The sequence below is a fragment of the Acinetobacter sp. UBA6571 genome, assembly GCF_002434085.1.
Lineage (GTDB): Bacteria > Pseudomonadota > Gammaproteobacteria > Pseudomonadales > Moraxellaceae > Acinetobacter > Acinetobacter radioresistens.
This window is the reverse complement of the sequence record NZ_DJJJ01000057.1, coordinates 102,719-115,505: the sequence shown is the minus strand read 5'-3', so window position 1 is coordinate 115,505 and position 12,787 is coordinate 102,719. Positions and strand designations below refer to the sequence as shown.

At 40.5% G+C, this 12,787-nt stretch carries 14 protein-coding genes and 2 tRNA genes; 7 read left to right on the top strand and 9 right to left on the bottom strand.

Features of this window, described 5'->3' with window-relative positions; all coding sequences use genetic code 11:
* Positions 1-69: 69 nt before the first annotated feature.
* From B3X18_RS11215 to B3X18_RS11200, 4 genes are read right to left on the bottom strand one after another with little or no spacing between them, the layout of a single operon-like run.
* Positions 70-759, bottom strand: a complete 690-nt coding sequence (locus B3X18_RS11215) for a Smr/MutS family protein (protein ID WP_005406118.1) — start codon at positions 757-759, stop codon at positions 70-72.
* On the bottom strand, positions 752-1,576 hold the full coding sequence (gene trpC, locus B3X18_RS11210) for an indole-3-glycerol phosphate synthase TrpC (RefSeq protein ID WP_005406050.1): 825 nt from the start codon (positions 1,574-1,576) through the stop codon (positions 752-754). Before trpC ends, B3X18_RS11215 begins: the two co-directional genes overlap by 8 nt.
* Before the next feature lie 19 nt (positions 1,577-1,595).
* Complete coding sequence (trpD, locus tag B3X18_RS11205) at positions 1,596-2,642, bottom strand: anthranilate phosphoribosyltransferase (protein WP_005015126.1); 1,047 nt, start codon at positions 2,640-2,642, stop codon at positions 1,596-1,598.
* A 9-nt stretch (positions 2,643-2,651) separates the two neighbouring features.
* The gene (locus B3X18_RS11200; protein WP_005015125.1) at positions 2,652-3,236 is read right to left on the bottom strand and encodes an aminodeoxychorismate/anthranilate synthase component II; all 585 of its coding nucleotides are present in this window, start codon (positions 3,234-3,236) and stop codon (positions 2,652-2,654) included.
* A 724-nt stretch (positions 3,237-3,960) separates the two neighbouring features.
* Here B3X18_RS11200 and glnA point away from each other — a divergent pair.
* The 6 genes from glnA (at position 3,961) to B3X18_RS11170 (ending at position 8,857) form a co-directional block, all read left to right on the top strand.
* The gene (glnA, locus tag B3X18_RS11195) at positions 3,961-5,376 is read left to right on the top strand and encodes a type I glutamate--ammonia ligase (RefSeq protein ID WP_005404245.1); all 1,416 of its coding nucleotides are present in this window, start codon (positions 3,961-3,963) and stop codon (positions 5,374-5,376) included.
* Between the two features lie 85 nt (positions 5,377-5,461).
* Positions 5,462-5,737, top strand: coding sequence for a hypothetical protein (locus B3X18_RS11190; protein WP_005406195.1), 276 nt, complete (start codon positions 5,462-5,464; stop codon positions 5,735-5,737).
* Entirely contained in the window at positions 5,730-6,242 is a 513-nt protein-coding gene (locus tag B3X18_RS11185) for a chorismate--pyruvate lyase family protein (protein WP_034428757.1), read from the top strand. The genes B3X18_RS11190 and B3X18_RS11185 overlap by 8 nt, the downstream gene beginning before the upstream one ends.
* A 17-nt stretch (positions 6,243-6,259) precedes the next feature.
* On the top strand, positions 6,260-7,141 hold the full coding sequence (ubiA, locus tag B3X18_RS11180) for a 4-hydroxybenzoate octaprenyltransferase (protein WP_005025222.1): 882 nt from the start codon (positions 6,260-6,262) through the stop codon (positions 7,139-7,141).
* Positions 7,142-7,247: 106 nt separating this feature from the next.
* The gene (locus B3X18_RS11175) at positions 7,248-8,555 is read left to right on the top strand and encodes an alpha/beta hydrolase family protein (RefSeq protein ID WP_005406046.1); all 1,308 of its coding nucleotides are present in this window, start codon (positions 7,248-7,250) and stop codon (positions 8,553-8,555) included.
* A gap of 98 nt (positions 8,556-8,653) precedes the next feature.
* Positions 8,654-8,857: a hypothetical protein gene (locus B3X18_RS11170; RefSeq protein WP_034428789.1), complete on the top strand. Its 204-nt coding sequence runs from the start codon at positions 8,654-8,656 to the stop codon at positions 8,855-8,857.
* Positions 8,858-8,894: 37 nt separating this feature from the next.
* On the opposite strand, the gene B3X18_RS11165 is transcribed toward B3X18_RS11170, so the two are convergent.
* The 5 genes from B3X18_RS11165 to B3X18_RS11145 all read right to left on the bottom strand — a co-directional run bounded on the left by B3X18_RS11165 (position 8,895) and on the right by B3X18_RS11145 (position 11,428).
* Positions 8,895-9,326, bottom strand: a complete 432-nt coding sequence (locus tag B3X18_RS11165) for a DUF2726 domain-containing protein (protein WP_373866275.1) — start codon at positions 9,324-9,326, stop codon at positions 8,895-8,897.
* A gap of 69 nt (positions 9,327-9,395) precedes the next feature.
* Positions 9,396-9,471: transfer RNA gene (locus tag B3X18_RS11160), tRNA-Asn, on the bottom strand.
* 201 nt (positions 9,472-9,672) lie between these two features.
* Positions 9,673-9,748 (bottom strand) — tRNA-Asn (locus B3X18_RS11155).
* Positions 9,749-9,893: 145 nt separating this feature from the next.
* The gene (locus B3X18_RS11150; protein ID WP_005015109.1) at positions 9,894-10,520 is read right to left on the bottom strand and encodes a superoxide dismutase; all 627 of its coding nucleotides are present in this window, start codon (positions 10,518-10,520) and stop codon (positions 9,894-9,896) included.
* Positions 10,521-10,669: 149 nt separating this feature from the next.
* Positions 10,670-11,428 carry a Nif3-like dinuclear metal center hexameric protein gene (locus B3X18_RS11145; protein ID WP_005406080.1) on the bottom strand — a complete coding sequence of 253 codons (759 nt, stop codon included), beginning with the start codon at positions 11,426-11,428 and terminating at the stop codon, positions 10,670-10,672.
* A gap of 170 nt (positions 11,429-11,598) precedes the next feature.
* Here B3X18_RS11145 and B3X18_RS11140 point away from each other — a divergent pair, with 170 nt between their 5' ends.
* Complete coding sequence (locus B3X18_RS11140; protein WP_005015106.1) at positions 11,599-12,780, top strand: S1C family serine protease; 1,182 nt, start codon at positions 11,599-11,601, stop codon at positions 12,778-12,780.
* Positions 12,781-12,787 lie beyond the last annotated feature (7 nt).

The following is a 12,787-nucleotide window of genomic DNA, read 5'->3' as shown; positions in this document are numbered from 1 at the left end:
CACTGGTTGAACAAGGGCGACATTGTAACAGAAAACTATCAAAAGTCTGAGAGTTAATAAGCATGCCAATTACTGTTTAAATTTCGGATTTTTTTCAGCACGCTTAAGTAGTACCAACACTGCGCCTGTACCGCCCTGATTTTCAGGTGCACTGACAAAGGCCAGTACATCACGGTGCTGACGCAACCAGCCATTTACATAGGTTTTAAGCACAGCTTCTGGACCTTTACCATGCACTATTTTGATGACATTCTGATTTTCATCTTTTGCCATCTGAATAATTTGCAAAACTGCTTCACGTGCTTCTTCTACCGTGCAGCCATGGAGGTCGACCGCTTCAAACCAGCGTAAATTTCCCGCTTTTAAGTCTTCAAATACCTTATGTTGCAAGGTCGCGATACGATAGCTCAGTTTAGACTGGCTTCCAACCGGATTTAATACAGCTTGGGTATCTGAGAGTTCAGCCAGCTCAACTTCACGAGGCCCCTCAGCAGCTGCACGTTTAGCCAAGATCTGGGCATTGGGTTTAAACTTTCGTGTTTTTTCCACCTGAGCAATATTACTACCTTGCAAAGGTTGTACACCCTGCAAGGCTTTTTTAAACAGATCCAAGTCTTCACCAGAGTCTTTGTCATCCCGGGCTGATTGAACTTCAGTCTGCTTCGCTTCAGGTGAAGACTGAGGAATAGAAATCTGCTTTCTAAACTGTTTCAGCAGGTTTTGCTGGTCTTTAGAAAGTGTAGAGTCTTTTTTACTCATAAGATAAGGTTTCAACTCTCTGTGGCTGACCGAACAGGGCCGTGAAAGCCTGATCAGGATATGGCTGCTTCATAAAACTCTCCCCAACCAGAAATGCATGAATATCATGTTCCTGCATTAGCCGTACATCATCCGGACTGGCAATACCGCTTTCTGTGACTAACAGTCGAGAAGGGTCGAGTAGTTTCTTTAAACGTAATGATGTATTGAGGTCAACCTCAAAGGTTTTCAAGTTACGGTTATTTACGCCAAGCAAACAACGGTCTGAAAGTTGTAAAGCACGTTCCAGCTCATATTCATCATGTACTTCTACCAGTACATCCATTCCCTGTTCAAAAGCGGTTTGAGACATTTCTTCAAGTTGCTGGTCAGATAATGAAGCAACAATCAGTAAAATACAGTCAGCATGAAGAGCACGAGCTTCAATAACATTGTAGGGATCAATCAGAAAGTCTTTACGTAATGCGGGCAGGCCGCAGTGCGTGCGCGCAATTTGGATGTTTTCATCAGCACCCTGGAAAAAGTCGACATCAGTTAGTACTGAAAGGCAGGCTGCACCTGCTTGTTCATACTGCCGGGCGATTTCTGCAGGATTAAAATTTTCACGAATGATTCCTTTAGACGGAGAAGCTTTCTTGATCTCTGCAATTACACCAGGATACTTGCATGACAGTGCCTGCACAAAACTACGCACAGGTGTCGCGGCCTGTGCCAGTTCTTCTATATCTTTTAAACTGCGCTGTTTTAAACGCGCAGCCAGTTCTTCAGTTTTACGGTCAACAATTTTACCAAGAATTGTGTTTGCAATATCTACCATGACTGTTTATTCCTGACCGTTATACTTCGTACTGTTTCAAAGTTTTAGTAAATTCTGATAATACGCTCATTTTTTCAAGTGCCTGTCCACCATAAATAATGTCATGCGCTAAAGCGACACCCTGTTTATAACTTTGACTCAACCCAGAAACATACAGTCCGGCACCTGCATTTAGAGCAATCATCTGGGCAGCTTTTTCACCTACCGGCGTTTTCTTTTTGCCTAATGCGTTTTTAATTAACGCCAGACTTTCATCAGAACTGTTTACCACAAGACCAGTCAATGTCTGAGATTCTATCCCCACATCTTCAGGATTCAGTATCCATTCGGTAACTTCACCATTCTTCAGTTCAGCGACTGTAGTTGGTGCTGCAAGACTGATTTCATCCAGGCCATCTTTGGAATGTATCACCATGACATGCTCGGCACCTAATTGGTTCATTACTTCTGCAATTGGGCTACAAAGTTCATCAGAGAATACCCCAATTACAAAACGTTTGACACCGGCCGGATTCGTAAGCGGGCCAAGCAAGTTGAAAATACTGCGAATACCCAGTTCTTTACGTGGGCCTACTGCATATTTCATGGCTTTATGATGGTTAGGTGCAAACAGGAAACCTATTCCCATTTCACGGATACAGCGCTCAGTTTGCTGCATATTCAGATCAAGATTGATCTCTGCTTTTTCAAGCAGGTCAGAAGAACCAGACTTACTTGATACACCGCGGTTGCCATGCTTGGCGATTGTAGCGCCCGCTGCTGCAATAACAAATGCAGATGCTGTAGATACATTAAACAGATTCTGACCATCTCCACCTGTACCCACAATATCAACCAGATAAGGGATATCACTTACATCAATCTTGATAGCAAACTCACGCATAACTCGTGCGGCAGCAGTAATTTCATCAATACTTTCACCTTTCATGCGCAAGCCCATCATCAGTGCACCAATTTGGGCCTCTGTTGTACTACCTTGCATAATGCTACGCATGACTTCTTCCATTTGCGGCTGAGTCAGATGAATATTTTTTGTAATATGATTAAGAGCTTGTTGAATGTTCATATAAATCACTTAAGCGTAAATTTCTAAAAAGTTCTGGAAAATTTTATGGCCATGCTGACTCAAGATTGATTCAGGATGAAACTGCACACCTTCTACTGGTAATGTCTTATGTTTTACACCCATGATCTCTTCCATCGAGCCATCTGCTTCCTTCGTCCAGCAATTCACTTCCAGGCAGTCTGGTAAACTCGCTTGATCAATCACCAGAGAGTGATAACGAGTTGCTGAAAAGGGTGAAGGTAAATGACTGAAAATTCCAGTATCATTGTGATACATGTCAGATAGACGGCCATGCATGACAGTTTTTGCTCGTATAATCTTTCCACCAAATGCCTGTCCAATACTTTGATGCCCCAAACACACACCGAGTAAGGGAATTTTACCGGCAAAATGCTGGATGGCTGGAATAGAAATACCAGCTTCTGTTGGAGAACAGGGACCAGGACCGATCACAAGATACTTGGGTTGCCATCGCTCAATATCATCCAATGTGACACTATCATTGCGAACGACTTTAACTTCTTGATTTAACTCGCCAAAATACTGGACGATGTTATAAGTAAAGCTGTCGTAATTGTCGATCATTAGAAGCATGAGCTTTTAACCTTTTGAAATGTATACACCTATGTGTCTTTAATTCGGATGAACTCTAAGAAAATATTTAACTAAAAACAGGAAACTCAGATTTAGAAATAAATACAAAAGAAAAATTAGAGCGAACAATATCATAGCAAAAAATCATGAATTGCTGCTGAACTATTTCTATTATAGTGTTGAGGCTAATACTTAATATTAAAAAATCTGGTAAATTCTCTTAAATCAACAATTAAGGATGGCCTAAGACTTAAAAAAATCATGCGTAGGGAGAATAAAAAATAGTGAGTAACTGAGCTACAGCTACTATGAATTAAAAATAAACAGTAACTGTTGAAAGCTGGCTATCATCAAAACTTTTGAGCTAAATTCTCGATAGAAATTAAAAAATAAATAATTTATTAAATTTAGAATATCTATTAGAGCTCCTTAAAAATAAAATCATACAAAAATAACTAAACACAGTCTTAACTTCTAAAAAAATGCACTATTTTGGTTCAATAATTCTATTATTCTGAATAAAGTAATTTAAGAATGATTGATGATAGTGCAATTCAATCTGCACACAGTATAATACCCGCATAGCTAAGGTTTTTTTAATCTTCACACTATTAAGAAATTCAAAGCATTAGCTTAGTATTCTAAAGTTGGTATAGGAATTGCTTTATATTGAGCAACTACTAACATGCACTCGATAAGTGCAACAAAATTTCATCGGAGCAAAATGAGCATGGCGAACAAGGTCCTTCAACTCATAGAAGAAAGTGGCGCAAAATGGGTCGATTTTCGCTTTACTGATACCAAAGGCAAGGAACAGCATGTTACTTACCCGGCAGACAGTATTGATGAAGATACATTTGAAGATGGCAAAATGTTTGATGGTTCTTCAATCGCTGGCTGGAAAGGGATTGAAGCATCAGACATGATTTTACGTCCAGATGCAGAAACTGGCTTTATCGACCCGTTCTTTGCAGAGCCAACAGTTGTAGTAACTTGTGATGTGATTGAACCATCAACTGGACAAGGCTATGAACGTGATCCACGCTCCATTGCTCGTCGCGCAGAAGAATATTTAAAATCTACCGGTATCGGCGATACTGCATTCTTTGGCCCTGAACCAGAATTCTTTGTATTTGACGAAGTAAAATGGGACATCGATATGTCTGGTGCACGCCATACATTGATCGCTGAAGAAGCTGCCTGGTCTACAGGTAAAGATTATGAAGCAGGTAACTCTGGCCACCGTCCACGTGTAAAAGGTGGTTACTTCCCAGTTCCGCCAGTAGATTCTTCACAGGATATGCGTGCAGATATGTGTGCAAAAATTGAAGATATCATGGGACCAGGCCGTGTAGAAGTACATCACCATGAAGTTGCATCATGCCAGTTAGAAATTGGTGTGAGCTTCAATACCATGGTGCGCAAAGCAGATGAAGTTCAACAGTTCAAATACGCAGTTTGGAATGTTGCACATCAGTATGCAAAAACTGCTACTTTCATGCCTAAACCAATGGTAGGCGACAACGGTTCAGGTATGCATGTGCATATGTCGATCTCCAAAGATGGCAAAAACCTGTTCGCTGGTGATGAATATGCAGGCCTTTCAGAAATGGCATTGTATTTCATCGGTGGTGTAATCAAGCATGCTCGTGCACTGAATGCAATCACTAACCCTTCTACAAACTCGTACAAGCGTTTAGTGCCTCACTTTGAAGCACCAATTATGCTGGCTTACTCAGCACGTAACCGCTCTGCTTCTATCCGTATTCCTTACGTGTCTAGCCCTAAAGGCAAGCGTATTGAAGCACGTTTCCCAGATCCAATGATGAACCCGTACCTGGGTTTTGCAGCATTGTTGATGGCAGGCCTTGATGGTATTCAGAATAAAATCCATCCGGGTGAAGCGGCTGACAAGAACCTGTATGATCTTCCTCCTGAAGAAGAAGCAAAAATTCCTACAGTTGCTCATAGCCTCGATATGGCTCTTGAAGCACTGAAAGAAGATCACGAATTCCTGCTAAAAGGTGGCGTGTTTACTAAAGATATGTTAGATGCATATATCGAACTTAAAACTGAAGATGTACGTCGTCTTAATACGACTACTCACCCAGTTGAGTTTGATATGTACTACAGCCTGTAATTCTATTCTGAATTTCACTGTAAAAAGACCCGCCTTTGTGCGGGTTTTTTTGTATGATGCTGTAATTGATAAACGATATGATGTTATGGCACCACGCAAAAAACATACTGGATTTTTTCCATGGATTGATCCTCAGGATCACAATAAAGGTTTTAAACTGAATTTTTCTGAAGTGACTTATATAGAAATAGGACGTACACCTGAAGGTTATAAACAGGCAGAATTTGTTGCACTGCGACATCCTGAATTCGCTCTGGACTATGATTACCCAAAAAGTTTTTATCTCACTACTGAGGGCTTGATCTTAAAGAAATTACCGAGCGGGACATATGTAGTCATTGCTAAAACAGATAATGGTTAATTGTGAAGTTGGGAAAGTTGTGAGTTCAAAATATAAAAACAAGCATGCTGAGCAGATTCCTGCAGCACTAAAAATTTGGTTATATGCATCAGGTTCCTTAACCCGACAGTTAACCGATCTGGCTGGCGGACAGTTTAGGGTCGAGACGCTTAATGAATATTTTCAACGCCCTAACTTCGCTGACAGCCAGTGGATGAAAATGCCAGCTCAGCATACTTCCTGGGTACGTGATACTTATCTATATGGCTGTGAGACACAGCCGTGGGTCAAGGCGAAAAGTATCTTTCCGATACTGAGCCTGCAAGGACGGGCACGTTTATTTCAACACATTGGTCAAAAGCCAATTGGACATTTTTTATTTCAGCGTACCCGGCCCGCCTGTGAGCGGCGTGTAGTTTATCTAGAAGACGGTTGGACCCGTCAGAGCTGCTATACTTGGCATGGCTGCAAATTTATTGTGCAGGAGACATTCCTGCCAGCTTTTGAGTATTTTATTCAGCAATAACCTCGTTAAGGACAGTCATGGCAACTGTGCATCAGATTACTTGGCGTGAGCGCCTGGAAGCTTATTACTATTTATGCCGTTTTGATAAACCGATTGGCACCGAACTGGTTTTCTGGCCAACCATGTGGGCACTCTGGATAGCGTCAAAAGGTATACCGGACCTAAAAATTCTCTTTATTATGACTTTAGGCGTAATTTTTATGCGTGCTGCCGGTTGTGCTATTAATGACTTTGCTGACCGGAAGGTCGATGCACATGTAGAACGTACCAAATCCCGGCCTTTGGCGACTGGTATAATTAGTGCTAAAGAAGCGGTTTTAGTATTTCTGGTTCTGGTTGCTGCCAGCGCGTGTCTGTTATTTTTCCTCCCTATTCAAGCTTTTTACTGGTCATTTGGCGCTTTATTGCTTGCATTCATATATCCTTTCATGAAGCGCTATACTCATTTGCCACAAGTCTTTTTAGGTGCAGCTTTTTCTTGGTCTATTCCTATGGCCTATACCGCAGTGGGCCAGACACCAGATTTAATCTGCTGGCTGCTTTATTTTGGAAATCTGTGCTGGACTGTTGCCTATGATACGCAGTATGCCATTACTGACCGTGAATATGATTTAAAGATTGGTGTAAAATCTACAGCCATCCTTTTTGGTCGTTATGACATTCAAATTATCGTACTTTTACAGTTATGCAGTCTTATTCTAATTGGTACAGCACTGTATTTAGAAAATATTTTATTTCCATGGTCGATGATTGCTTTAGTTGTGGTTGCATTCGATTTTATATATCAAACAATTAAAACCAAGGACCGCAATCCCCAAATATGTTTTTGGGCATTTCGTCATAATCGTTGGGTTGGATTCATAATTTTTCTGGGAATATTTTTAAATTTTATATCATAAAAACAGTACTCAGGTTGAAAAGTGTTCTATGCAGGACACTTTTTTTGTGTCTTAATATTTGTGCATAAATTTATGCAGAATAAATAATTGATAAAAAGGATATTTTATGAGACGTTCAAGAATTGCTTTAACTATAACAAGTTTAGTTTCGGCTTTATTTCTTACAGCCTGTAATGATGAGAATGACGATTATAGAGGGGTAAATCCGGATCAGACATTTATTTCTGAAAAGCCTTATTCTAAAGATAGCTTGAGTGGCGCTTCATCTATAAAAATCATGTCCTATAATATGGTCAATGTACAAGGAAAAACAGCGGAAGCCACTGCGCTAGTAATGTTCCCTAAAGTTACTCAACCTAAGGATGGTTATCGAGTAGTGGTTTGGGAACACGGTACTGTAGGCGTAGGGGATAGCTGTGCACCAAGCAATAATACTATTAATCCACGCTTCAAAATTTTAGCTGATACATTATTGGCAGCTGGTTATGTCGTGATTGCTCCAGACTATGAAGGTTTAGGTACTCGAGGAATCCATCCATACCTTAATTTGGGAAGTGAAGCTAAATCTGCAATTGCAGCAGTGAAAGCTGCTAAAGATCAGTACGGCAGTCAGTTGAATAGTTCATGGATGTCGATTGGGCAATCTCAAGGTGGGCATGCCTCATTAGGAACAGCTGAGTTTGCTAATAACGACAGTAACTATAAAGGAGCGGTTGCAGCAGCACCAGCTTCCAGCCTTGGCTATATTATTTCTGTAGTTGCACCACAGGCAATTCAAGATATTCTTGGAAGAGAACAGGCGGGTACTACGCCTGTTGGCACAGCTGTAGAAGTATATGCCGAGCTACTTGCATATGCTGCATATACCACAGTGGGTATTACTGCTTATGAACCTAAATTTAATTATCGTGAAATCTTCCAGCAACGTTCTCAAAGTATAGCCGAGTTTGCAGAAGGCACTACGGGCGAAAATGGAATGTGTTTAACTGATTTGCATAACAAATTTGCAGATGATATCCGTGATTTTCTTGCGACTAATGCTGGTAAAACAGTTATGGACTATCCTGGTCTCGCTGGTAATTTCCAAGAGAATCCAACGGTGAAGAAATTCTTGGCTGATAATCAACCTGCTACTAAAAAAATTAATTCACCTGTTATGATTGTTCAGGGAACTGCTGATATGGCTGTACCATATCCTGTTACTAATACCTTACAAGAGGGACTTAAAAAAATGGGAACTGATGTGACATTTGTCCCTGTTAACGGAGCCGCTCATACTCAGGCGATTGTATGTAGAAATGCTGAAATTTATCAATTTGTACAATCTAAGATGCCAGCTAGAACCAATATAGTGCTTGATCCATCAGTAATAGATGCAAGTAAAAATGTTGAATGTACTGGAGTAGCCCAATAATTTTTTGTATTTAAAATATTCAAATTAAAAGGGTCTTAAAGAAGGCCCTTTTTTTGTTATATTGGTTCAGTTTTAAATTATTTATCTTTGATATTTCTATGACTAAAGAAACGGTGCAATCGAAAGCTAAATTATGGGTATTGATGGGACTGGGTTTATTGATTCCAATTTTTCTGGTCAGTATGGCTTATATTGCAGTAAACAGTGATGCCAAGAATCAGGAAAAGTACCGACAGCAACAAGCTGAACAACTGGCAAAAATTAAGGCACGTGAAGAAGCAGAAAAATTAAAGAAAGAATGAAATTTCAGGCAGAGTTATTAAATATATTCTCAAAAGCTTAAAGTATATCTTTTCGAAGCTGTCGAATAGTTGGAATTTCTGTATATCGTATAATCCTGTAGCCCGCTTCTTTGAGCATCGCATCCCGTTGCCGGTCTTCTTCTTCTTTATAAAGATGTGTAGGGTCATCAAGTTCAATTATGGCAATCACTTCAAACTGAGTGTTTAAAACGACAAAATCTGTAACTTTGCGATTAAATTTCTGACGGATTTTATAGTCATCGCTCGTAATGAGTGCACTAAATGCCACTTGAGCCAGTATATGCTGCTGTGGGAGAGCCTCTTTAAGGCGAATAAACATGCGCTTCTCAAAGGCAGTAATGACCGGTTTAGCCAAAAACTGCTTTTTAGAAGTAAGGTACTGCTGAAGACTTAAATATAGGAGTCCAAGACTTGCCAAGATACCAATAATTAGAAATGAATTATGAATAAATTCTGACACAGTAAGATCTTTCTATAAGAAAAAAGCCCACTTAAATAAGCGGGCTTTTTAGAATCTTGGCTCTCCCACCTGGGCTCGAACCAGGGACCTGCGGATTAACAGTCCGTCGCTCTACCGACTGAGCTATGGGAGAATCTGTGGGCTATTCTATGGAGGAAGAGATAAATGGTCAAGTGGAAACAGCTAAAAAATCATTAGATTTAAAGCGTTTGTTTTAAAAATATTCAGTAAGTGAATCTTGGCGAACAATAAGACCCATCAATAGGAATAATTTGAATATATTCTTGGCGTAATAAAAAAAAGCCCACTTAAATAAGCGGGCTTTTTAGAATCTTGGCTCTCCCACCTGGGCTCGAACCAGGGACCTGCGGATTAACAGTCCGTCGCTCTACCGACTGAGCTATGGGAGAATCTGTGGGCCATTCTACGGATCAATTATATAGGCGTCAATTAAATAATTTATAAGAATAAACTGATTGATCTATAAATATTCATTTATAAAATAATGTAATAAAAAATCACCCCGCAGGGTGACTTTTTAAGGCAAGAGAAAGATTATTTCTCAACTCCAGCAGGCTGGCCTGCAAGTTTTGCATTTACATATTCCCAGTTTACCAGGCTTTCAAGGAAAGTAGAGATGTACTTAGGACGTGCATTGCGGTAGTCGATATAATATGCATGCTCCCATACATCAATGGTCAGAATCGCTACTTTACCATGAGCCAATGGCGTATCTGCATTTGAAGTTTTCATGATTGACAGGTTGCCATTTACTTCATCAGCCACTAACCAAGCCCAACCTGAACCAAACTGTGTAGTAGCCGCAGTTGCGAATTCTTCAGCAAATTTTTCATAAGAACCGAAAGCTGCATCAATTTTCTCGGCAACAGGACCAGTAGCTTTACCGCCACCATTTTTAGTCATACAGTTCCAGTAGAATGTATGGTTCCATACTTGGGCTGCATTGTTAAAAATACCTGCTTTAGATGCATCACCCGCAGTTGCTTTGATGATATCATCCAGCTCTTTACCTTCGAGGTCAGTACCTTCGATTGCTTTAACCAGATTCACCACATAAGTGTTGTGATGTTTGTCATGGTGGAATTCTAAAGTTTCTTTACTAATGTGCGGCTCAAGCGCATCGTAGTCATAAGGAAGAGGAGGTAAAGTAATGGTTGTCATGTTCTAATTCCTTGCATTTGCTGGGTTATACAATTAAGTGCCTCTATTGTAATTGATTATCTGCATGGTAGGCCACGCTTTTTAAATAACAATACATAATAAAGGCCGAATTTATAAACTTGTAAACGATTCCAATCGTAACATAAGGTTTAAACCGGATTGTTCAGTTCATGATAATGATATTCGAGGGCAAACTGTTCAGCCAGTGCTTGACCTAAGCGTTGTACACCGTAACGTTCAGTCGCATGGTGCCCACAGGCATAGTAATGCACATCTAATTCCTGAGCCTCATAATAAGTTCGCTCACTAACCTCACCGGAAATATAAGCATCACAACCCTGAACAGCTGCTTTAGTAATGAAATCCTGAGCAGCTCCAGTACAAAAACCTATTTTTTGCACAGATAACTTTTCCGCAGGTAGATGAAGTACCTGGGTGTTTAAACGTTCTGCCAGATAATTTCTAAATGCTTGCGGACTTAATGCTTCTGGTAAATAACCAATGTTACCCACCGGATGCCGTTCAGATGGATCAAGTGCTTCAAGATGCTCAAGGCCAAGTAAATCAGAAATGGCAGCATTATTACCCAATATTGGGTGCGAATCTAAAGGTAAATGAAAAGCGACAAGAGAGATATTATTCTGTATTAAAGTTTTAATACGTTTGCCGCGCATACCGGTAATCGGATAGGGTTCGCCTTTCCAGAAATAACCATGATGAACCAATAACAGATCTGCTTTTTGTGCAATCGCCGCATCAATAGCTTCTTGTGATGCAGTAACTGCACACAAAATTTTATTTACTTCCTGCGAGCCTTCAATTTGCAAACCGTTCGGCGCATAGTCACGAAATTCGGAAGTTTTCAATGTCTGATCACACCATTGAAGAATATCAGTCAACCTGGCCATGATTTACCTTAATAATTAAACTGGACAATGGGATATAGAAACATATTTTATCTTGTAACTAAAGCCAGACAAAACTTTAGTGTGTTTTAAAGCGTATATTTTGTATTTGTATTACAATCACCTAGATCTATTACGCATTAACAAATCAAAAGAATCTAGAGGATAATAACGTGCGCCGAACCTTTGCCTGGTTACCTTGGGTACTGCTGGTCATTGTGATTATCAGTTTTATTGGCTGGCAGAAATTCCATCAGCCCAAAGCGCCAGTCGCTGCTGATGGTGTAAAAATGCCTGCTGAAAAAGTTGAACCTTTAATTGATACCTCCCGTTCTGGAGGAGTAGTCTCTTATAATGCGGCAGTAAAAGTTGCTGCACCTGCGGTGGTTAATATTTTTACCACGCAAAAAGTTCGGCAGATGAATCATCCCTTATTAAATGATCCGGCATTTCGTGAATTTTTTGGGGACCAGCTACCAGACCAGTTTAATAGCCAGCAGAATGAAAACAGTCTTGGCTCAGGTGTTATTGTACGTCCTGATGGATACATCCTGACCAATAACCATGTAGTGGCACAAGCAGAACAGATTGTGGTGGCTTTAAATGATGGTCGCCGTGCTGAAGCAAAAATTATTGGTACTGATCCTGATACTGACCTTGCCGTTATCAAGATTGAACTGGATAAATTACCTGTTTTACCTTTTAAACTTAGTGGTAATGAAGTCGGTGATGTGGTGTTGGCAATTGGTAACCCGTTTGGGGTAGGGCAAACGGTAACACAGGGAATTATCTCTGCAACTGGCCGTTCTGATTTGGGAATAAATACCTATGAAGACTTTATCCAGACAGATGCTGCAATTAACCCGGGTAACTCAGGCGGTGCATTAATCGATGTTGCAGGTAATCTGATTGGGGTAAATACGGCAATTTTCTCACAGACCGGTGGCTCACTTGGAATAGGTTTTGCCATTCCGGCTAAAGTCTGTCAGCAGGTGTTAAATGCCATTTTGAAAGATGGCCGCGTGGTAAGAGGATGGCTAGGAATCAGTCTGGTTCCACCTGCACAAACTGATGTACTGGCACCACGTGAGCCAGGTGTCGTGGTTGCGGGAGTACTGGGTAATGGCCCAGCTGCCAAAGCCGGTGTAAAGGTAGGGGACCGCATTTTAAAAGTGAATAATGAGCAGATTACCTCAACATCGCATTTAATCAATTATGTCGCTCTGCAAGCACCGAACAGCACTATTCAGCTTCTGGTGGAGCGCGAAGGTAAGCAGCAGACCTTAAACGTAAATGTAGGAGAGCGGGAAGTTCAGAATCAGGACTCCCAGTTTATTCCATTACCTCGCCGTTAATCTTCCA

Coding starts and splice junctions, on each gene's coding strand:
- B3X18_RS11175 (WP_005406046.1), top strand. CDS start 7,248: ATGAGACGTTCAAGAATTGCTTTAACTATAACAAGTTTAGTTTCGGCT.
- glnA (WP_005404245.1), top strand. CDS start 3,961: ATGAGCATGGCGAACAAGGTCCTTCAACTCATAGAAGAAAGTGGCGCA.
- B3X18_RS11145 (WP_005406080.1), bottom strand. CDS start 11,428: ATGGCCAGGTTGACTGATATTCTTCAATGGTGTGATCAGACATTGAAA.
- B3X18_RS11170 (WP_034428789.1), top strand. CDS start 8,654: ATGACTAAAGAAACGGTGCAATCGAAAGCTAAATTATGGGTATTGATG.
- ubiA (WP_005025222.1), top strand. CDS start 6,260: ATGGCAACTGTGCATCAGATTACTTGGCGTGAGCGCCTGGAAGCTTAT.
- B3X18_RS11200 (WP_005015125.1), bottom strand. CDS start 3,236: ATGCTTCTAATGATCGACAATTACGACAGCTTTACTTATAACATCGTC.
- B3X18_RS11215 (WP_005406118.1), bottom strand. CDS start 759: ATGAGTAAAAAAGACTCTACACTTTCTAAAGACCAGCAAAACCTGCTG.
- B3X18_RS11150 (WP_005015109.1), bottom strand. CDS start 10,520: ATGACAACCATTACTTTACCTCCTCTTCCTTATGACTACGATGCGCTT.
- B3X18_RS11190 (WP_005406195.1), top strand. CDS start 5,462: ATGGCACCACGCAAAAAACATACTGGATTTTTTCCATGGATTGATCCT.
- B3X18_RS11185 (WP_034428757.1), top strand. CDS start 5,730: ATGGTTAATTGTGAAGTTGGGAAAGTTGTGAGTTCAAAATATAAAAAC.
- trpC (WP_005406050.1), bottom strand. CDS start 1,576: ATGGTAGATATTGCAAACACAATTCTTGGTAAAATTGTTGACCGTAAA.
- trpD (WP_005015126.1), bottom strand. CDS start 2,642: ATGAACATTCAACAAGCTCTTAATCATATTACAAAAAATATTCATCTG.